Raw genomic sequence first — 20314 nt, 5'->3', positions numbered from 1 at the left:
ACCTGCGGTATGCGCGGCCCCGGAAAGCGACCCTGGGACCGAGGCTTTCGGCTCTTCCGATGGGCGATCGTGTACGTGGGCAGGGTCTGTCCCCCCGCTACCCGCCCATCTGCCGCGCAAGCCACAGAGGAGAAACCTCACCCATGTCCTGGCTGTCCAGATTCAGCCTCGCGCAACGGGCCCTGATCGGGCTGATCTCGATCGTCGCCCTCGTCTTCGGCGCGATCGCGATACCGCAGCTCAAGCAGCAGCTGCTGCCCACCATCGAACTGCCCATGGTGTCGGTGCTCGCCCCCTACCAGGGCGCGTCGCCCGATGTGGTCGAGAAGCAGGTGGTCGAGCCGCTGGAGAATTCCATCAAGGCGGTCGACGGCGTCACCGGCATCACCTCGACCGCGAGCGAGGGCAACGCCGTCATCATGGCGTCCTTCGACTTCGGGGACGAGGGCACCAAGCAGCTCGTCGCCGACATCCAGCAGGCGGTGAACCGCACCCGCTCCCTGCTTCCCGACAGCGTGGACCCGCAGGTCGTGGCCGGTTCGACGGACGACATCCCGACCGTCGTCCTCGCCGTCACCTCCGACAAGGACCAGCAGGCGCTCGCCGACCAGCTGGACCGCACCGTCGTTCCCGCCCTGGAGGACATCGACGGCGTCGGCCGGGTCTCCGTCGACGGCGTGCAGGACCTCCAGGTCTCCGTCACGCCCGACGACAAGAAGCTCGCCGCGGCCGGTCTGACCGGCGCGTCGCTCTCCGAGGCGCTGAAGTCGGGCGGCGCGACCATGCCCGCCGGCGCCTTCTCCGAGGCGGGCAAGAGCCGCACCATCCAGGTGGGCGGCCCCTTCACCTCGCTGAAGCAGATCGAGGACCTGCGGGTCGTCGCGATGGACAAGAACACCGGCAAGTCCGGCGACCCGGTCCGGCTCGGTGACGTCGCCACCGTGAAGCAGACGCCGTCCACCGCGGTCTCCATCACCCGCACCAACGGCCGTCCGAGCCTCGCCGTGGTCGCCACGATGGACAAGGACGGCAGCGCCGTCGCCATCTCGGAAGCCGTCAAGGACAAGCTCCCCGACCTGCGCAAGGACCTCGGCTCCGGCGCCGAGCTGACCGTCGTCACCGACCAGGGCCCGGCCGTCTCCAAGGCGATCTCCGGCCTGACCACCGAGGGCGCCCTCGGCCTGGTCTTCGCGGTCGTGGTGATCCTGCTCTTCCTCGCCTCGCTGCGCTCCACCCTGGTCACGGCGGTTTCGATCCCGCTCTCCGTGGTCCTCGCGCTGATCGTGCTCTGGACCCGCGACCTGTCGCTCAACATGCTCACCCTCGGCGCGCTGACGATCGCGATCGGCCGCGTCGTGGACGACTCGATCGTGGTCCTGGAGAACATCAAGCGCCACCTCGGCTACGGCGAGGAGCGCCAGTCGGCCATCATCACGGCGGTGAAGGAAGTGGCCGGCGCGGTCACCTCCTCGACCCTCACCACGGTCGCCGTGTTCCTGCCGATCGGACTCGTCGGCGGCATGGTCGGCGAACTCTTCGGCTCGTTCTCGCTGACCGTCACCGCCGCCCTGCTGGCGTCCCTGCTGGTCTCGCTGACCGTCGTGCCCGTCCTGTCGTACTGGTTCCTGCGGGCCCCGAAGGGCACCGTCGAGGACCCGGACGAGGCCCGCCGCAGGGCCGAGGAGAAGGAAGCCCGCAGCCGGCTCCAGCGGCTGTACGTCCCGGTGCTGCGTTTCGCCACCCGGCGTCGGATCACCAGCATCGTCATCGCCTTCGTGGTGCTGTTCGGCACCTTCGGCATGGCCCCGCTGCTGAAGACCAACTTCTTCGACCAGGGCGAGCAGGAAGTCCTCTCCATCAAGCAGAAACTGGAGCCCGGCACCAGCCTGGCGGCGGCCGACGAGGCTGCCAAGAAGGTCGAGAAGGTCCTCACCGGCGACAAGGCCATCAAGGACTACCAGGTCACCGTCGGTTCCTCCGGCTTCATGGCGGCCTTCGGCGGCGGCACGGGCTCCAACCAGGCCTCGTACCAGATCACCCTGAGGGATGCCGGCGATGCCGAGGCGGTGCAGAAGCGCCTCGAAGCGGAGTTCGGCAAGCTCGACGGCATCGGCGACACCACCATCTCCGCCGACGGCGGCTTCGGCGGCCAGGACCTCGGCGTCGTCGTCAAGGCCGCCGACGCGGACGTGCTGAAGAAGGCATCCGAGCAGGTACGGGCCGAGGTCGCCAAGATCAAGGACGTCACCGACGTCCAGAGCGACCTCGCGCAGAGTGTCCCGCGCATCTCCGTCAAGGCCAACGACAAGACGGCCGACGCCGGTTTCGACCAGGCCACGCTGGGCGCGGTCGTCGCCGGAGCGGTGCACGGCATCCCGGCCGGCAAGGCGACCATGGGCGACACCGAGCGCGACATCGTCATCAGGTCCGCCCACCCGGCCACCACCATGGCTGAGCTGAAGAAGCTCCCCCTCGGCCCGGTCGAGCTCGGCCAGATCGCGGACGTCGAACTGGTCCCCGGACCGGTCTCGATGACCCGGATCGACGGCCAGCGCGCCGCGACCATCACCGCCCGCCCGGTCGGTGACAACACCGGAGCGATCAGCGCCACGCTCCAGACGAAGATCAACGCACTGAAGCTCCCGGACGGAGCCACCGCCAGCATCGGCGGCGTCTCCGAGGACCAGGACGACGCGTTCCTGAAGCTCGGCCTCGCCATGCTGGCCGCGATCGCGATCGTCTTCATGCTGCTGGTGGCGACCTTCCGGTCCCTCGTCCAGCCGCTGATCCTGCTGGTCTCCATCCCGTTCGCGGCCACCGGCGCGATCGGCCTGCTCGTCCTCACCGGCACCCCGATGGGCGTCCCGGCGATGATCGGCATGCTGATGCTGATCGGCATCGTGGTCACCAACGCGATCGTGCTGATCGACCTGATCAACCAGTACCGGGCCCAGGGCATGGGCGTCGTCGAAGCGGTCGTCGAGGGCGGCCGTCACCGACTCCGCCCGATCCTGATGACGGCACTCGCGACGATCTTCGCCCTGCTCCCGATGGCGCTCGGCGTCACCGGCGAGGGCGGCTTCATCTCGCAGCCGCTCGCGGTGGTGGTCATCGGCGGCCTGATCACGTCGACCCTGCTGACGCTGCTCCTGGTGCCGACGCTCTACGCGATGGTCGAACTCCGCAAGGAGCGCCGCGCGGCGAAGAAGGCGGCCAAGCGCGCCAAGAAGGCCGGCGTGCCGGCCCCGGCAGAGTCTGCGCAGACCCCTTCCGAGGAGCCGGAGCCCGTGAAGGCCTGACCTGACCGGCATGACGAGGGGCCTGTCCCACACGCGCGTGTGGGACAGGCCCCTCGGGTTTTCGCTTGCTGCTTGAGTGCTGCTACTTGCTTGAGCGCCGCTACTACTTGAGCGAGGAGACGAACGCGCCCCAGGCCGCGGCCTGGACGACGAGTGCGGGACCGGCGGGGTTCTTGCTGTCGCGTACGGGGACGACGCCGGGGAAGTCGTCGCTGATCTCGACGCATTCGCCCCCGTTGGAATTGCTGTAGCTGCTGCGGCGCCAGTGGGCGTTGCTCAGCTCGGGGGAGTGGGTCATGGTCGGTAGCCCTCCATCGCGGTCCGGATCAGTTCCGCCGACTCGGCCAGAGGGAGGGAGTTGGCACGCAGTACCTCGTACTGCCGCCGCCACTTCTTCACCGCGGCCGGATCCTCGTAGAGATGACCGGCCTGGATGCCCTCCTCGTACGCCACCGAAGTGCCGTCGGGCAGGGTCAGCAGAGTCAGCGCGCCACCCAGCAGCGAGTGGAGTCCCGCACTGAACGGCATCACCTGAACTTTACTGTTCGGAGTATCCACCTGCTCCAGCAGCGAAGCCAGTTGCTCACGCATGCAGACCGGACTGCCCATCTGCCGTCGCAGCACGGCCTCGTCGACGATCGCCCACCGGAACGGCGGGTTCTCCGAACGCTGCCGCTCCTGCCGCGACATGCGCGCGGCGACGCGTTCCTCGACCTTTTCGGCACTCAGGTCCTCCTGGCAACGGAGAAACGTGCGCGCGTACTCCTCGGTCTGCAACAGACCCGGCAGCGCCTGCGCGCCGTACTGCTCTATCACCTCGGACCGGAACTCGAAGTCCATGTACCGCTGGTACTGGTCGGGGTGGATCTCGCGCCGGGCGAGCTCGTACAGCCCGTGGAAGTGGTCATCCGTCCCGAAGGCCATGTCCAGTCGGCTGGGAATGTCCGGCGGCGGCATCAGGTCGGCCGTCTCGATCCGGGCCAGCGTGCTCTTGCTGGAGTTCACGACGCCCGCGAGCTGCACGAGCGACAGGCCCGCCCGCTCGCGATGGCGGCGCTGTTCGGAGCCGAAGTAGTGGCGGGCGGACAGATATGGGGTGAGCGGCTGGGGCTTGAACGTCACGGTGCGTGCCTTTCGTGTGTCCCGTTCCCAAGGCCGGGACAGCGGCGCCCTGTTGGGGCGAGGTTCCCCAGGGCGACGATTGCGGCACACACCGTAACCGTCCTCTCGTGCGACGCACCAGAGGGCCTGCTCCGGAGGTAGCGACCGACATGATGTCCGACGGACAGGGCCGGGCCCTGCGACTGCTCCCGTGGACCAACGAGCGCGGCGGCCCGTGCTGGCTGAGTACGGCGAACCCGGACAGCCGCATCTCCCGGATGGCCGACGAACTGGAGGCCGACATGATCGCCTCGGCCGAGTACGTACTGGAGCAGGCCCGGGCGCTGTTGACGGAGACCGTGGTGGGGGAGCAGGAGCTACGGTTCGCGGGCACCCGGCTCGCCGAGTCGCTGGGGGACACCCTGCGGATCGCGGAGAGCCGGGGCGGGCGGTTGGAGAGCGGCGAGAACGCCGGCTGACAGCGGGGCGGCGGGCGTCAGGCGGTCCCGTTTCCGCTGAGAGCCTGGACGATCCGGAGCCACGTCTCGCCGTGTGGATGGGCGTGCCGGACGCTGAGGGCGGTGATCTCCTTCAGTAGCCGGGCACGGGTCGTCTCGGGTGCGCGGGGGAGGAGCGTGGCAAGCTCGTCCGGCTCGATGCCCTCGACGACTCCCGAGAGCACCATGCCCGCCTGGGCGTGGGCGAGGGAGGACAGCCTGTCGTCGAAGACCTGGCCCTCGATGGCCGCCGCGTGCAGCAGCGCGTTGCCGTCCCCGGCCGCCAACGCCCTTTCCACGTACGCCTGGAGGGCATTGCGGTCCTCGACGAGGCGGTACGCGGCGTCCAGTCCTTCGGTGCCGGCGACATCGAGGACGGCGACGTGCGCGAGCGGGGTGTCCTCGGACGGCTGGGCCCGGAGGATGCGCGGGTGGTCCTGGAGGAAGGCCCGTGACTCCGCCCAGTCGGCGCAGTCCACCCACTCCGCCACCTGCTCCGCGAGGATCAGCGGATCGTACGCGGCGGTCACGCCGTGGGCGAGGACGGCCTCGCGGAGCGCGGCGTGCCGCTGTGCGGTGTGTGGGTCCAGGAGCGCCAACTCGTCGAGGGCTGTGGCTGTCTCCTCGCTGCTGAGCACCTCGGCGTTCCGGGACCAGACATCGCGTGACTGGGGCCAGTTGGGTGCGAACATCCAGGAACTGACGAGGTTCACAGTCTCCGGCGGCAGGGTGAGCCAGGCCGGTGCGGGGGCGAAGGTCTCTTCTTCCCACGCGGCGCGTACGGCCTCGGCGTCGCTGTGGGCGCGAAGCGCCCGCCGGGCCCGTACGGTCACGGGGTCCGTGCCGCTGTCGTCCGGCGCGGAGCCACCGGCGAGAAAGGACACGAGCCCGCGTACGCCGGCCGAGGCCTGGGGATCGGGACCGTCCAGCAGGAAGACATTCCGCTCGACACGGAGACGCCGGGCGGTTGCAGGGTGGGCGGAAGCGAACTCCGCCACGACCTCGTCGAATGCCCGGATCGCCGACACGCGGTCGTCGGTGCGGACGAGTGCCCGTGCCAGGTTGGCGAGAGCGGAGACCAGGGCGTTTTCGAAGGTCCCGGGATCTGCTAGCGCCAGCGTCCGGTAGGCGGTGACCGCTTCCTCTGCCGTGCCCACGGCTCCTTCGGAGTCCTGGTTCCGTCCCAGGTGCTTGCTGAGATTCCGCAGGGCAAGAGCCAGATGAGGGAGGTAGGTGCTGCCCAGTTCTTCGACGAGTCCGCGCAGGAGACGGACGCCCTCCCGGGCCGGCGCCAGGGCTTCCTTCCGGCTGCCGGTATCGGCGAGGTTCTGTGCCAGCGCGCCGAGTGCGCCTGCGAGAGCGACGCGGAAGTCGGGCTGACGTTCGACGATTTCACGATGGAGAACGACAGCTTCCTCCGCTGCTCGCAGTCCTGACGCCGGATCTCCCGCCTTGTTCAGGTGAGCGGCCAGGTTGGTGAGTGCCGTGGCCAGGTCCTGCCGGAAGACGGCGGGCTGCTGTGCGGCGAGCACGCGGCGGATGGAGACGGCTTCCCGACCTGCTGCGAGCGCCCCCGAAACATCACCCAGGGCCGCGCGATGGTTGCCGAGGTTGCTGAGGACTGTCGCGAACTCGGGGAGAAAGGCGTTCGGATCCTCGGCGGCCAGGCGCCGGTAGACATCGGCCGCTTCCTCGGAGTGGAGCAGGGCTGTCGCAGGCTCACTTGCGGAGACGAGGTGCGTGGCGAGGTCGTTGAGCATCGAGGCCAGGCCGGGGAGGGACGCTGTCGGCCGGTCCGCGGTCAGTTCGCGCTGGATGCGCACGGCCTCCCGTGCGAACAGTACCGCTGCTGCCCGGTCTCCCGCGGCGGCCGTCTTATTGGCCAAGGAGGTCAGGGACCGGGCGAGATCCGGCTGAAAGACGTCCGGGTGCCGCGAAGCGAGCCCGGCGTACATGCGCGCTGCCTCCCGCGCCGGAGCGAGCGCGCCCGCGTGGTCCCCGGTATCGGAGATCCGGTCCGCCAGGTTGTGGAGGGCGCCCGCCAACTGCTCCTGGAAGGCGGCCGGATGACGTGCGACGAGTTCCCGGCAGATCTCCACGGCCTCCCGTGCGGGCGCGAGGCACCCTGCGACGTCACCGACGTCCTCGCGGTGCACGGACAGATTGGTCAGGGAGCCGGCCAGGGCGGACCGCAGGACGGTGGGGTGACGTTCGGCCACCTTCCTGTTGACCTGGACCGCTCGCTCCGCGTGAGGAAGGGCTTCCGCGTGGCTCCCGGTGGCCCTGAGGCTGCTGGCCAGAATGGTCAGGGCGGCGGCGAGGCCAACCAGGAACTCGTCGGGGTGTGACGCGGCCAGCTCGGTGTGGATCTCCACGGCCTCCTGTGCGGGTGGCACAGCGGCCCGGCGTTCCCCAACGGCTGCGAGGCTCACCGCCAGGTTGGTCAACGCGGCGGCGAGGCCGGGACGGAACGCCTCCGGCTTTCGTGCGGCGAGCTGTCGGTAGACGCCGACGGCGTCCCGATTGAGTGTGAGCGCCCCCTCGTGGTCGCCGATGGCGTGGAGGCGCGGGCCGAGAGTGCCGAGGGCGAGAGCCAGGCCGGGGAGGGACGCGCTTCCTCCCGCGTCGGCAAGGCTCCGCTGGAGCATGACTGCTTCGCGCGCCGGCGTCAGCGCTCCCTCATGGTCGCCGACGGCGGCGTATCGGTTGGCGACGTTGACGAGCGTGCGTACCACCGCCGTCGTACAGGACCCCGGAGAGGCGCGCTCCAGTGCCTTTTGCAGGGCGAGCGCCTCCCGCGCGCGGGCCAGCGCACCGTCCAGATCCCCTTCCGCCCCGAGCCGCTCGGAGAAGCGATGCAACGCCTCGGCCAGAAACAGCGCCGCGCCCGCCCCGCCCCGCTCCACCAGCCCCCGCAGCATCCCGATTCCCGGCTCACCCGCCCGCGCCGCGTGCAGCGCCAGCCCCCGCACCACGTACGGATCGACCGCCCGCGAGTCCTCGCTCGGCGCCCGTCCCTCCACGTGCGAGATCAGCGCTCCCAACACCACCTCATCCGCCCTCGCGCGCGCCGGCCCCTCCCGCCCCGCGAGATACGACACGAACTCGCGGTGGTACAGCCGGAACACCGCCTGCCCGTCTTCCACGTCCTCGACGATGTAGCGGCCGTAGGCGGACAGCACCCAGTCCACGTCGCTCTCGTCGTATGACACGTCACCGCCGCCCAGCGCTCCGGCCACCTCCTCCCACACGCCCCCGGCGGGCATGCCGCGCCCGACCGTCCACGCCAGGGCGGTCAGCAGATCCCGCGCAGCGGACGGCAGTTCGGTGCCGTCCACCCGGAGCCGTACCGGCCCCGCCCGCAGGTCCTCCTCGAAAGCGGCCTCGATGGAGCCCGGCAGTCCGGTCAGCCACCGGTCGTCCTCGGCGCCACGGCTCCCCGCCAGCAGTGAGCCCGCCACCAGCCGCGCGAACAGGAACCCGCCCCCCACGCCCGTGGCAAGCGAGGCGACTGCCTCGCCCGCCTCCCGCGCATGGTCCTCGGGGACACCGGCCGCCGCGCACCGGCGGAACACGTACGCACCGATGTCCTCCTGCGTGTGCGGCTCCCGCTCCAGGTCCGCGGTGGTGACACCCGCGCCGATCAGCCGGGCCAGGGCGTCGGGCAGGGTCTCGTTCCCCCGTCCGTCCTCCTCGATACGGCTGCGGAACGCGCGCTCGCGGGAGCCGAGCAGGACCGGGACCGTCCGGCTGAGCGGGAAGACCAGCTCCTCGATCATGGCGCGGAGGTGCTCGGCGGGCACCTCGTCCAGGCCGTCCAGCACCAGCACCGGCCGCGGGGACAACTCGCGGAGTTCGCCCCGGAAGTCGTCCGCGTTGCGGGGCTCCGGAAGCCCGAGCTGCCGGGCCAGCTCCGAGGCCGCCTGGAGAGGGCTCAGGCCCCGCAGATGCACGGAGGCGAGGGAGGAGCGGTCGCGGCGGAGGCCCGGGTCCGGGTCGTCCTCGCGCAGGCCCCCGTGCGCCTCGGTCTCCTTCCGCTGCACGGGATCGGTGAGCGTCGCGATCCGGCCCAGCACTGCCGACTTGCCGCAGCCCGCCGGGCCGGTCACCAGGAAGAGCCCGGCCTCGTCCGCCTCCAGCCATGCGGTGATCCGGCCCAGCACCTCCTTCCGGCCTGTGAAGAACCAGCCCTCCTCGCGGTACCCGACCCCGCGCGCCGCGAGCACCAGGTGCTCCACCAGCCGGGCGGGTGCCCCGGGCACATGGCACGGGTTCGGGAAGACCGGCCGCCCGGTGCCGAGCGTGGCGGGCACCGGTGTCTGCCCCTCGCCGCGCCATCGCTCGCCCAGCGCGGCCAGCAGGTCCGGGCCGCTGACGAGCGCGTTGTGGGCGCTCCACGCGGAGCGGTACTCAGTGGTGGCAGGGCCGGCCCTCAGTACCTCCGCCAATGCGGTGAGCAGGGGGCCGCCGCCGTCCGACGTCTCGTTGCGCCGACAACTCGCCATGATCCCGAACCATTTGGCCTGGCCAGGAGGCGTGGAGGTGGCCTCCCAACGCCGCAGAGCCCTCTCCAGGCCCCGGCCCACCGCGTCCCCCGCGTGGCAGGTGTCGATGATCACCAGGATCTGGTCGGCGCCCGAGGCCACCGCGTCATCGACCAGTGTCTCGGCCGAGACGCCCCGCTTGCTGGCGCGTGCGTCACGAATCACCTGCTCCACGTCGAGATCCAGGTCGCAGAGCGCGAGGCGCAGTTCGTCGTCGATCAGCACACCGTGCCCCGACCAGACGATGATCGCGGGCCGCGCGGCCCCCGTTTTCTGCCAGCCCTCGCTCCAGGCGGTGAGGGCTTCGTCGAAGGCCGTCCAGGACGGGTTCCCGCCGCCCGCCACGTGCGCCGCGATCCCCAGGCCCTCCAGCAGTCCGGCGATCTCCTCCATCTGGGCCACTGCCCCGGTCAGCCGGGGAAAGCTCCGCCGGTCGGCATACTCCTCGCACACCACGCACAACGCCGTCGCCACCGGCTCGCGTTCGTTGTCGCCTGTCATGCCCGCCACGCCCGCCTCACTCACCATCGTCCGCCCCGCCCTCCAGCACCAGCACCAGCGCGGTCATCACGACATGGCCCGCGTTCCCCGTACTCACCCGCACCCGGTGCGGCCCCGCCGACAGCCCGGCCAGGCGTGCCACGTAATGGCCTCCGCCCAGGTTGTTCAGCGTCCGCACCGGTCCGCCCTCGGCCGCCGCGAAGACGGCCACCCGGTCGTGGCCCCGTATGTCCGGCGGGACCGCGGCCCGCAGCTCGTACACCTCGCCCTCGTCGATCGCGTCCGGGGCGTCCACCACCAGCGGGATGTCCGCAACCTCCGGGCCCCGGTGCACCGGCAGGTCCGGGGTGAGCCAGTTGTAGAGGTTCTGGCGCAGCGCCGTGTTGTTCTGGAGCGAGCCGTGCTTTTCCCAGGGCGTGAGCGCGGGTCGTCCCGCCGCCCCCACATGGGCGCTGGAGAGCCTGGGCACGCGGCCGTCGCCGCCCTCGTCGGTCCCGTCGATCGTGAGCAGTCCGGCCAGCTTCTCGCCCCGGACCTCGGCGGTGGTCGGGGTCGGCTGGAGCACCCCGCTGATCGGTACGTACTCCACTCCGTACGCCGCCCCCGCCCCGGACTCCCGCAGCGCCTCGTGGAAATGGGCGGCGTCCTCGATCAGTGCCGCGTCGGTCCCGGGCAGGCCGGTCACCTCGCGGGCGTATCGCAGCGGCTCGCCCGGTGCGGTGATCAGCGCGGCGTAGTCGGGGACGAGCTGGTGGAGCGACGGAAGGCTGCGGGCGAACGAGGCGAGGCCGGTCCTGGCCGGGCCCACCCCGTTGACCAGGTGGAGGAGGGCATCCAGGGAGCCCCGGTAAGGGGTCCCGAGCGTGATCACACGGCGCGTCACCTCCGCGCCGCCGCACCGCTCCACGTACTGGCGGGCGACCAGGCCGCCCATGGAGTGGCAGATGAAGACCACCCGGGCCTCCGCCCGCTCCGGTGCCGAGGCCCGCCAGCGGCCGAGCTCCTCGTCCACCCGCTCGGCCAGCCCGTCCGCGTTGTAGCGGCAGGACAATCGCCAGTCGTAGGCGAAGTCGACCAGATTGGCGGGGGCGTCCGGTTCGTCCTCCTCGCGCCGACGCCGGAGGGTGAAGTTGTTCTCCAGCCACGTCAGGAAGCCGTCGTAGCCGTCCACGAGCGTCCCGATGCCCAGCAGCCCGTGCAGGTCGCGCATCGGACCGAGCGGGCGCACACCGTCGCCGGGGTGTCCGTCGCCCAGGTCCGGGGGCAGCGCCAGGCCCGTGACGGTCCGGCCGAACGTACGGATCCCGCGGAGGAGGGCAGGGCCCGAGAGGCCCCAGACCTCGTGCCCGTCCGCGTCCGCAAGCCGACTGCCGAGAATGCCCGGGACGACGACCACCATGTCGTGGACCCGGCTGCGAGACGTCATGTGGCGCCGTACCCCCGTGAATGTGCGCTTGCTGCCATGGATAAGGCAGCGTAATGACGAAGGGGGCTGTTCGAGTGCCGTATGGGGGAAACCGGGCAGCTCGGGGCGTTCCGCACCCGTATTTACGAGCGGAAGGCCCGGTCCACCGACCGTCCGACGGTGGACCGGGCCTCGTAGCCGGGCCGTGAGCAGTACCCGCTACGGCAGCGCCAGCATCCGCTCCAGCGCCAGCTTCGCGTACTTCTCGGTCTCCGGGTCGACCTCGATCCGGTTGACCAGGTTGCCCTCGGCCAGCGACTCCAGGGCCCACACCAGGTGCGGCAGGTCGATGCGGTTCATCGTCGAGCAGAAGCAGACCGTCTTGTCGAGGAAGACGATCTCCTTGTCCTCGGCCGCGAACCGGTTCGCCAGGCGGCGCACCAGGTTCAGCTCGGTGCCGATCGCCCACTTCGAGCCGGCCGGGGCCGCCTCCAGGGCCTTGATGATGTACTCGGTCGAGCCGACGTAGTCCGCCGCGGCCACGACCTCGTGCTTGCACTCCGGGTGCACCAGCACGTTCACGCCCGGTATCCGCTCGCGCACGTCCTCGACCGACTCCACCGTGAAGCGGCCGTGCACCGAGCAGTGCCCGCGCCACAGGATCATCTTCGCGTTCCGCAGCTCCTCGGCGGTCAGACCGCCGTTCGGCTTGTGCGGGTTGTAGACGACGCAGTCCTCCAGGGACATCCCCATGTCCCGGACCACGGTGTTCCGGCCCAGGTGCTGGTCGGGCAGGAAGAGGACCTTGGCCGTCCCGGACTCCCGCTGCTCGAACGCCCACTCCAGCGCCCGCTTCGCGTTGGAGGACGTGCAGATCGTGCCGCCGTGCCGCCCGGTGAAGGCCTTGATGTCGGCCGAGGAGTTCATGTACGAGACGGGCACGACCTGCTCGGCGATCCCGGCCTCGGCCAGCACGTCCCAGCACTCGGCGACCTGCTCGGCGGTGGCCATGTCGGCCATGGAGCAGCCCGCCGCCAGGTCCGGCAGCACGACCTTCTGGTCGTCCGTGGTCAGGATGTCCGCGGACTCGGCCATGAAGTGCACACCGCAGAAGACGATGTACTCCGCCTCCGGGCGCGCGGCCGCGTCCCGGGCGAGCTTGAAGGAGTCGCCCGTGACGTCGGCGAACTGGATGACCTCGTCGCGCTGGTAGTGGTGGCCGAGGACGAAGACCTTGTCCCCGAGCTTCTCCTTGGCCGCGCGGGCACGCTCCACCAGGTCCGGGTCGGACGGGGAGGGCAGGTCGCCGGGGCACTCGACACCGCGCTCGCTCCTCGGGTCGGCCTCGCGGCCGAGCAGGAGCAGCGCGAGGGGCGTCGGCTGGACGTCGAGATCCTGGACGGGGTGGGCCGTGGTCACGTCACGCACCCTTTCTTCTCTGCGGAGGTGCCTTTTCGTCTAATTGACGCTATCTATCATATCTGCTTTGCGTCACTTTGACGACTGCCATAGCGTCGATGTGACGCATCCCCCGGCACGGCCCGTGTGCGAGCATGAAGGGAACAGGCAAGCGCGCGGCCCGGAATGAATCCGCGGTCCGGACGGTTGCAACGTCGGCAAGCAGTCTCCGTACAACCTCGGGAGAGAAGCAGATGTCCGTATCGGACGACACCACCACCGTGAGCGACGGCATCCTCCTGTCCGACGCCGCCGCCGCGAAGGTCAAGAGCCTGCTGGAGCAGGAAGGCCGTGACGACCTGGCGCTGCGCGTCGCCGTCCAGCCCGGCGGCTGCTCGGGCCTGCGCTACCAGCTCTTCTTCGACGAGCGTTCGCTCGACGGCGACGTCGTCAAGGAGTTCGACGGCGTCAAGGTCGTCACCGACCGGATGAGTGCTCCCTACCTCGGCGGCGCCTCCATCGACTTCGTCGACACCATCGAGAAGCAGGGCTTCACGATCGACAACCCGAACGCCACGGGTTCCTGCGCCTGCGGCGACTCCTTCAGCTGAGCCACGAGGGAGAAGTTCCCGGCCGCGACGGCGGCGGAATACGACAGAGGCGGTCGCCCCGGAACCCGGGGTCACCGCCTCTGTCGTGTCCGCGCGCGGACGCGGGTGTCCAGCTCAGGCGCGGGGCACGAGCTTGCCCGAAGCCGCGTCGACCACCGTGCGGTCACCGAGCGGCGCGTCCAGCGTCACCGTCCGGGTCAGTTCCTTGGCGAGCAGGACGCAGACCTTCTTCCCCTCCTGCTTCGACTCCGCCACCGTCACCCGTACCGTCTTCCCGTCCTCGGCCGCGCTCGCCGTGTACGTGCTGCACGCCCCGCCCCAGAACGTCACCGACAGGTTCCGTCCGTCGGCGCCGTACGACAGGACCTGCCGCGAGGCCCCTGTCCCGTCACCGCCGTCGCCCGTCCCGGCCGGGGCCTCGGGGGTCGCCGGGGCGTCCTTCGTCAGGTACGCGGGATCGACGGCGACCTGCGTCACCGTGGCGCCGGTGCCGCCCGCGGCCGGTCGCACGGAGAACAGCCAGGACGGGACGAGCGTCCGCTCGCCCGCCACGTACTGTGCCGACAGCCCGAAGACCGCCTTGTCGATCGTCACGGTCGTGGTCGCCCGCTCCGCCCCGGTCCGTGTGCCGCAACGGACCTTCGGCGAGGTCCGGCCGTCCTCCAGCGGCACGGGATCGGCGCACCCGCCGATGTCCGTGCGTCCGCCCGCCCGGGACGACGACCCGTTCAGCTGCTTCAGCGCCTCGCCCGCGCTGATCACCGGATAGCCGGCCCCCTTCTTCAGAGGCTTCAACTGACCGCTCCCGCCGACCACTTCACCATCCGGACCCACCTGGATCCCGGTCGACCAGCCGTACGTGGGCAGTCCGCCCACCCGCGGGTCGGCGTTCACCACCCGGGCCGAGCCCATGAGTTGGCGGGCGTCGAGTGCGGCGTCGTCCTGGCCCGCCGCCTTCAGGACCGGGGTCGCGGCGGCCCTGGCCGTGCTCTCGTCCACCGGCGAGCCGCTGTCGCCCGGAGCGATCTTCCCGCTCGAACAGGTCGACGTGCCCGTGCAGTTGTCCGTGCCCCCGGAGCCGTACCGGGCGAAGGACCAGGTGCCGGGGGCCTGCTTCTCCACCCGCAGGACCGGCCCCGATCCGTCCTTGTCCGAGCCCACCGTCCAGGACGTGCCCACGGCCCGCGGCGCGCCCGCCAGGCCCAGCGCCTTCGCCAGCCGGGTCACCTCGGCCGCCGTGACCGCACCCTCCGCCCGGTACACCTCGGCCCGGCCCGGCCCCTGGGGGAGCGTCCCGGACACCCGGTAGACCACCCGGCCGCCGTGCGGATCGGGCTCGCCGATCGCGATGCCCTGCGGGGGCCCGTCCGGCGGCGAGGCCGGACCGTCGGCCCGGTCGTCCAGGGCCAGCGGGGGAGGGGTGGCGGAGGACCCGCCGCCCGCCGTACCGCTGCCGCCGTCGTTGTCCGCGGCGGTCGCCGCCCAGTACGCGCCACCGCCCCCGGCCAGCAGCACCGCCGCCGCCACCGAGGCCACGGTGAGTCGTGAACGCCGCCGGGGGCCGGTCACATCGTTGTCGGGTCGCTCGGTGCTCACCGGATCCGCTCCTTCACCTGCGTTGCCATCACGGACCGTCACCCGGTCCGTCGTGCGCCCCGCGATCGGGGCAACGGTGGGACGGGGCACGGGCGCGCGCGGTTCCCTCGGTGGTGGCGGGTTCCCCCGGTCGGGTGGCGCGACCCCTCCGGGAGCACGGCTCCGGGACGTCCGGCGGCGACCGGATCGGGGTCGCCGACGGACGGCGCTCAGTCGCCGTAGTCGGACATGGTGTCCACCAGCCGGGCGGAGGCGGCCGGAACGGTCACCCCGTGGATCCTGGACGGGGTGACCGGGGCGGCGGCGGACTTGGCGTGCGCCGCCCAGCGCGGGGTCATGCGCGCGCAGTCGCCGCGCAGCTCGGCCAGGCTGATCTCGGTCTCGTCCGTGGCGGTCTCGCGCATGGCGATGTGGTTCGACATAACCGCACCGTAGGCATCACACGTCTCGGGAAGAAAGCCCTACTATTGGGTAGTTTTCCCGTCTTCAGGGCGGCTGACGACAACGGGTAGCGTGAACTGTCACGCCGCCCCGGGAACACCGTCACCCGTTCCCCCCGATCTCCGCAGGAGCAGTCTCCCCGTGCGAATCGCAGTCACCGGCTCCATCGCCACCGACCACCTCATGACCTTCCCCGGCCGTTTCGCCGACCAGCTGGTCGCGGACCAGCTGCACACGGTCTCGCTCTCCTTCCTGGTCGACAACCTCGACGTGCGCCGGGGCGGTGTCGCCGCCAACATCTGCTTCGGGATGGGTGTACTGGGCACCGGACCGATCCTGGTCGGCGCGGCGGGCGCCGACTTCGACGAGTACCGCGCCTGGCTCGACCGCCACGGCGTCGACACCGGTTCGGTCCGGATCTCCGAGGTCCTGCACACCGCCCGGTTCGTCTGCACCACGGACGCGGACCACAACCAGATCGGCTCCTTCTACACCGGGGCCATGAGCGAAGCCCGGCTGATCGAGCTGAAGGCCGTCGCCGACCGCGTGGGCGGCCTCGACCTCGTCTCGATCGGCGCCGACGACCCCGAGGGCATGCTGCGCCACACCGAGGAGTGCCGCTCCCGCGGGATCCCGTTCGCCGCGGACTTCTCGCAGCAGATCGCCCGCATGGACGGCGAGGAGATCCGCATCCTCCTCGACGGTGCCACGTACCTCTTCTCCAACGAGTACGAGAAGGGGCTCATCGAGTCCAAGACCGGCTGGACCGACGAGGAGATCCTCGCCAAGGTCGGCCACCGCGTCACCACGCTGGGCGCCCGCGGCGTCCGGATCGAGCAGGCGGGCCAGGAGTCGATCGAGGTCGGCTGCCCGGAGGAGGAGAGCAAGGTCGACCCGACCGGCGTCGGCGACGCCTTCCGGGCCGGTTTCCTCTCCGGCCTCGCCTGGGGCGTCGGTCTGGAGCGTGCCGCCCAGGTCGGCTGCATGCTCGCCACCCTGGTCATCGAGACCGTCGGCACCCAGGAGTACACCCTGCGCCGCGCCCACTTCATGGACCGCTTCACCAAGGCGTACGGCCACGACGCCGCCGCCGAGGTCCGCACGCACCTGGGCTGATCCCCGCGGGAGATCAGGTCAGCCGGCGGACCACATGGGCCGAGCCGCGGTCCGCCGGCTCCTCGCCCACGTACTCCTGCTCGCGCATCGCGCACCACGCCGGGATGTCCAGGCGCGCCGCCTCGTCGTCGGAGAGCACCGTCACCGTCCCGCCCAGCGGTACGTCGCCGATCACCTTCGCCAGTTCGATCACCGGGATCGGGCATCGCTTCCCGAGCGCGTCGACCACCAGGGAGGCGGACGCGGCGGGGGAGGACGACGGGGCGACGGGCGCCTCCGGCCGCTCCCGTACCTTCTGCACCCCCAGCGTCTCCCGTGCCTCCGACACCACCCGGGGCAGCACCTCCAGGAAACGGTCGACGTCCTCCTCCGTGGTGCCGACGGGCAGCGACACCCGCACGTTCCCCTCCGACAGCACCCCCATCGCCCGCAGCACATGGCTCGGCGTCAACGTGCTGCTGGTGCAGGACGAGCCGGACGACACGGAGAACCCCGCCCGGTCCAGTGCGTGCAGAAGTGTCTCCCCGTCGACATAGAGACAGGAGAAGGTCACCAGATGCGGCAGCCGCCGCACCGGATCGCCGACCACCTCCACATCGGGCACGAGCTCCGGAACCCGGGCCCTGATCCGCTCCACCAGGGCCCGCAGCCGGGCCGCCTCCGCGGCCGCCCCGGCCCGTACGGCCCGCAGCGACGCCGCCGCGGCCACGATCGCGGGAATGTTCTCGAACCCCGGGGCCCGCCCCGACTCGCGCTCGTCGACCGCCCCGCGGACCGCGAACCGGACCCCCTTGCGCACCGCCAGCAGCCCCACCCCGGGCGGCCCGCCCCACTTGTGCGCGGAGGCGGTGAGCAGCGACCAGTTCTCCGGCACCGGCCCCCAGGGCAGCGACTGCGCCGCGTCCACCAGCAGCGGCACCCCCGCCGCCCGGCACGCCTCGGCGACTTGGTCCACCGGCTGCTCGGTGCCGACCTCGTGGTTGGCGGACTGCAGACAGGCGAGCGCGGTGTCCTCGCGCAGCGCCCGCGCGTACGCCGACGCGTCCACCGCGCCCGAACGGTCCACCGCCACCTCGGTGATCTCCCCGCCCTCCGCCTCATGGGCGGCGGCCGCGTGGAGCACCGACGAGTGTTCGACCGCGGAGACGACAAGATGACGCCCGACACGCCGACGTCCCGCGAGGGCCCCGGAGATCCCGGAATGCACCGCCAGCGTCCCCGAAGGAGTGAAGATCAGCTCGTCCGGGCGACACCCGACGGCCTCGGCGGCGGCCTGCCGGGCCGAGTCCAGCAGCAGTCGCGCCCGCCGCCCCTCGCGGTACGGCCGGGCCGGATCGGCCCAGCCCTCGTCCAGTGCGGCGAGCAGCGCCTGGCGGGCGACGGGGTGCAGGGGGGCGGAGGAGGCGGCATCGAGGTAGGGCACACGGCCACGCTAATGCCCCTCCCGGTGGGTGTGCGTGCCGGGCGGCGCCCCTCCCCGGCGACGATCGCCGGTCACGGCGCGGGCCCGGCCCGCGCCCCGGCGCGAGGGCCCCCGTCGGGCGAGGAGAGAAGGCGTCAGATGGCGCCCGCGAGCCCGTGTTCCACCCCTTCGGGGAGTCGGGCGGCGCGTTGGGCACCCTCCCCGCGCGACCTCAAATAGCGTCCAGTAGGGTTTGGTCCGCATAAACATCCAAACCCCTGCCCGCGTCAGGGCGGCGACCGACCAGAAAGACGGCCGCGCCGACCGCGCGGGCGAGACTCTCGGGAAGGCGCTACGTGAGTCCCAACGGCTCCGACCGCTCGTCGCGGCGCCCGATGCGGCGGAAGCTGCCGCAGGTGCTGACTGCGGGCCTGGTCCTGGCAACCGCGACCGGTTGCACATACAAGGACTTCCCCCGCCTCGGTATGCCAACGCCGGTAACGGAAGAGGCACCACGGATCCTTTCCCTCTGGCAGGGCTCGTGGGCGGCAGCGCTCACCACGGGCGTGCTGGTCTGGGGCCTGATCCTGTGGAGCGTCATCTTCCACCGGCGCAGCCGCACCAAGGTCGAGGTTCCCACCCAGACCAGGTACAACATGCCCATCGAGGCGTTGTACACCGTCGTCCCCCTGATCATCGTCTCGGTGCTGTTCTACTTCACCGCGCGCGATGAATCGAAGCTCCTCACGCTCTCCGAGAAGCCCGACCACACCATCAACGTGGTCGGCTACCAGTGGAGCTGGGCCTTCAACTACATCGAGAACGTGGAGGGCTCCAACGCCGCGAGCATCGAGGAGTCCAAGGAACTCGCCTCCATCCCGGACCGGTTCCGCAAGGACTTCCCCAAGGATGCGAAGGGCGTCTACGACTACGGCATCCCGGGCACTCGGAACCCGCAGAACGGCAACCCGGGCCCGACCCTGTGGCTGCCGAAGGGTGAGACGGTCCGCTTCGTCCTGACTTCGCGTGACGTCATCCACTCCTTCTGGGTGGTGCCGTTCCTCATGAAGCAGGACGTCATTCCGGGCCACACCAACGCCTTCGAGGTGACCCCCAACCACGAGGGCACGTTCATGGGCAAGTGCGCCGAGCTCTGCGGCGTCGACCACTCCCGGATGCTCTTCAACGTCAAGGTCGTCTCCCCGGAGCGCTACCAGGCGCACCTCAAGGAGCTGGCGAAGAAGGGCCAGACGGGCTACGTGCCGGCCGGCATCGCGCAGACTGACCCGGCCAGGAATGCGGAGACGAACAAACTGTGAGCATCCTCAACGAACCTCAGGGTGCCGCGGCAGCAGACGACTCGTACGAGGACGAGCTGCCGGTCCGGCGGAAGCAGCCGGGAAACATCGTCGTCAAGTGGCTGACCACCACTGACCACAAGACGATCGGCACGATGTACCTGGTCACGTCGTTCGCGTTCTTCTGCATCGGCGGTCTGATGGCGCTCTTCATGCGCGCCGAGCTGGCCCGTCCCGGCACGCAGATCATGTCGAACGAGCAGTTCAACCAGGCGTTCACGATGCACGGCACGATCATGCTGCTGATGTTCGCGACGCCGCTGTTCGCCGGGTTCGCGAACTGGATCATGCCGTTGCAGATCGGCGCGCCCGACGTGGCGTTCCCGCGGCTGAACATGTTCGCGTACTGGCTGTACCTCTTCGGCTCGCTGATCGCGGTGGCCGGCTTCCTCACCCCGCAGGGTGCTGCCGACTTCGGCTGGTTCGCCTACTCCCCGCTCTCGGACGCGGTCCGTTCGCCGGGCGTCGGCGCCGACATGTGGATCATGGGTCTTGTCTTCTCCGGATTCGGCACGATCCTCGGTTCGGTCAACTTCATCACCACGATCATCTGCATGCGCGCACCCGGCATGACGATGTTCCGCATGCCGATCTTCACCTGGAACGTCCTGCTGACCGGCGTGCTGGTCCTGCTGGCCTTCCCGGTTCTCGCCGCCGCGCTCTTCGCCCTGGAGGTGGACCGCAAATTCGGTGCGCATGTATTTGATGCAGCAAATGGCGGGGCATTGCTCTGGCAACACCTCTTCTGGTTCTTCGGCCATCCAGAGGTGTACATCATCGCCCTGCCATTCTTCGGAATCATTTCCGAGATCATTCCGGTCTTCAGCCGGAAGCCGATGTTCGGCTACATCGGTCTGATCAGCGCCACCATCGCCATCGCGGGTCTTTCCGTGACCGTGTGGGCCCACCACATGTATGTCACCGGTGGGGTACTGCTGCCGTTCTTCTCCTTCATGACGTTCCTCATCGCGGTACCGACCGGGGTGAAGTTCTTCAACTGGATCGGCACGATGTGGAAGGGGTCGTTGTCCTTCGAGACCCCGAT

At 70.5% G+C, this 20314-nt stretch carries 14 protein-coding genes; 6 read left to right on the top strand and 8 right to left on the bottom strand.

Going from position 1 to position 20314, the window contains the following annotated elements:
* Positions 1-143: 143 nt before the first annotated feature.
* Complete coding sequence (locus ACFC79_RS27330; RefSeq protein WP_376245082.1) at positions 144-3299, top strand: efflux RND transporter permease subunit; 3156 nt, start codon at positions 144-146, stop codon at positions 3297-3299.
* Positions 3300-3402: 103 nt separating this feature from the next.
* Here the strand turns inward: ACFC79_RS27330 and ACFC79_RS27325 are convergent, their stop codons facing one another.
* Positions 3403-3597: a DUF397 domain-containing protein gene (locus ACFC79_RS27325; RefSeq protein WP_376245079.1), complete on the bottom strand. Its 195-nt coding sequence runs from the start codon at positions 3595-3597 to the stop codon at positions 3403-3405.
* Positions 3594-4421 (bottom strand): Scr1 family TA system antitoxin-like transcriptional regulator, encoded by an 828-nt coding sequence (locus ACFC79_RS27320; protein WP_376245076.1) that lies wholly within the window; start codon positions 4419-4421, stop codon positions 3594-3596. Before ACFC79_RS27320 ends, ACFC79_RS27325 begins: the two co-directional genes overlap by 4 nt.
* 149 nt (positions 4422-4570) lie before the next feature.
* Between ACFC79_RS27320 and ACFC79_RS27315 the strand changes: the two genes are divergently transcribed.
* On the top strand, positions 4571-4879 hold the full coding sequence (locus tag ACFC79_RS27315; RefSeq protein ID WP_376245073.1) for a hypothetical protein: 309 nt from the start codon (positions 4571-4573) through the stop codon (positions 4877-4879).
* A 17-nt stretch (positions 4880-4896) separates the two neighbouring features.
* On the opposite strand, the gene ACFC79_RS27310 is transcribed toward ACFC79_RS27315, so the two are convergent.
* From ACFC79_RS27310 to nadA, 3 genes are all read right to left on the bottom strand, one after another.
* Positions 4897-9942 (bottom strand): tetratricopeptide repeat protein, encoded by a 5046-nt coding sequence (locus ACFC79_RS27310; RefSeq protein ID WP_376245371.1) that lies wholly within the window; start codon positions 9940-9942, stop codon positions 4897-4899.
* Positions 9943-9958: 16 nt separating this feature from the next.
* On the bottom strand, positions 9959-11368 hold the full coding sequence (locus ACFC79_RS27305) for a hypothetical protein (protein ID WP_376245069.1): 1410 nt from the start codon (positions 11366-11368) through the stop codon (positions 9959-9961).
* Between the two features lie 198 nt (positions 11369-11566).
* Positions 11567-12775 (bottom strand): quinolinate synthase NadA, encoded by a 1209-nt coding sequence (nadA, locus tag ACFC79_RS27300; RefSeq protein ID WP_376245066.1) that lies wholly within the window; start codon positions 12773-12775, stop codon positions 11567-11569.
* Between the two features lie 224 nt (positions 12776-12999).
* Between nadA and erpA the strand changes: the two genes are divergently transcribed.
* Positions 13000-13356 carry an iron-sulfur cluster insertion protein ErpA gene (gene erpA, locus ACFC79_RS27295; RefSeq protein WP_335931768.1) on the top strand — a complete coding sequence of 119 codons (357 nt, stop codon included), beginning with the start codon at positions 13000-13002 and terminating at the stop codon, positions 13354-13356.
* A gap of 114 nt (positions 13357-13470) precedes the next feature.
* Here erpA and ACFC79_RS27290 read toward each other — a convergent pair whose 3' ends face one another.
* The gene (locus tag ACFC79_RS27290; RefSeq protein ID WP_376245062.1) at positions 13471-14952 is read right to left on the bottom strand and encodes a hypothetical protein; all 1482 of its coding nucleotides are present in this window, start codon (positions 14950-14952) and stop codon (positions 13471-13473) included.
* Positions 14953-15161: 209 nt separating this feature from the next.
* A complete protein-coding gene (locus ACFC79_RS27285) occupies positions 15162-15374 on the bottom strand; it encodes a hypothetical protein (RefSeq protein WP_376245059.1) in 213 nt (70 codons plus the stop codon).
* A 160-nt stretch (positions 15375-15534) separates the two neighbouring features.
* On the opposite strand from ACFC79_RS27285, the gene ACFC79_RS27280 reads away from it, so the two are divergent.
* Complete coding sequence (locus ACFC79_RS27280; protein WP_376245056.1) at positions 15535-16509, top strand: carbohydrate kinase family protein; 975 nt, start codon at positions 15535-15537, stop codon at positions 16507-16509.
* A 13-nt stretch (positions 16510-16522) separates the two neighbouring features.
* Here the strand turns inward: ACFC79_RS27280 and ACFC79_RS27275 are convergent, their stop codons facing one another.
* Complete coding sequence (locus tag ACFC79_RS27275) at positions 16523-17932, bottom strand: cysteine desulfurase/sulfurtransferase TusA family protein (RefSeq protein ID WP_376245053.1); 1410 nt, start codon at positions 17930-17932, stop codon at positions 16523-16525.
* Positions 17933-18267: 335 nt separating this feature from the next.
* Here ACFC79_RS27275 and coxB point away from each other — a divergent pair, with 335 nt between their 5' ends.
* Positions 18268-19230 (top strand): cytochrome c oxidase subunit II, encoded by a 963-nt coding sequence (gene coxB, locus ACFC79_RS27270; protein ID WP_376245050.1) that lies wholly within the window; start codon positions 18268-18270, stop codon positions 19228-19230.
* A partial coding sequence (locus ACFC79_RS27265; protein WP_376245047.1) for a cbb3-type cytochrome c oxidase subunit I occupies positions 19227-20314 on the top strand: 1088 nt, incomplete at its 3' end. The genes coxB and ACFC79_RS27265, both read left to right, overlap by 4 nt.

The sequence above is a fragment of the Streptomyces sp. NPDC056061 genome (assembly GCF_042266885.1).
Taxonomy (GTDB): domain Bacteria; phylum Actinomycetota; class Actinomycetes; order Streptomycetales; family Streptomycetaceae; genus Streptomyces.
This window is presented reverse-complemented; position numbering and strand designations above follow the sequence as displayed.

Excerpts from the sequence above, each read along its gene's own strand:
- ACFC79_RS27330 (WP_376245082.1), top strand. The coding sequence starts at position 144 with ATGTCCTGGCTGTCCAGATTCAGCCTCGCGCAACGGGCCCTGATCGGG.
- ACFC79_RS27325 (WP_376245079.1), bottom strand. The coding sequence starts at position 3,597 with ATGACCCACTCCCCCGAGCTGAGCAACGCCCACTGGCGCCGCAGCAGC.
- ACFC79_RS27315 (WP_376245073.1), top strand. The coding sequence starts at position 4,571 with ATGATGTCCGACGGACAGGGCCGGGCCCTGCGACTGCTCCCGTGGACC.
- ACFC79_RS27310 (WP_376245371.1), bottom strand. The coding sequence starts at position 9,942 with ATGACAGGCGACAACGAACGCGAGCCGGTGGCGACGGCGTTGTGCGTG.
- ACFC79_RS27305 (WP_376245069.1), bottom strand. The coding sequence starts at position 11,368 with ATGACGTCTCGCAGCCGGGTCCACGACATGGTGGTCGTCGTCCCGGGC.
- erpA (WP_335931768.1), top strand. The coding sequence starts at position 13,000 with ATGTCCGTATCGGACGACACCACCACCGTGAGCGACGGCATCCTCCTG.
- ACFC79_RS27285 (WP_376245059.1), bottom strand. The coding sequence starts at position 15,374 with ATGTCGAACCACATCGCCATGCGCGAGACCGCCACGGACGAGACCGAG.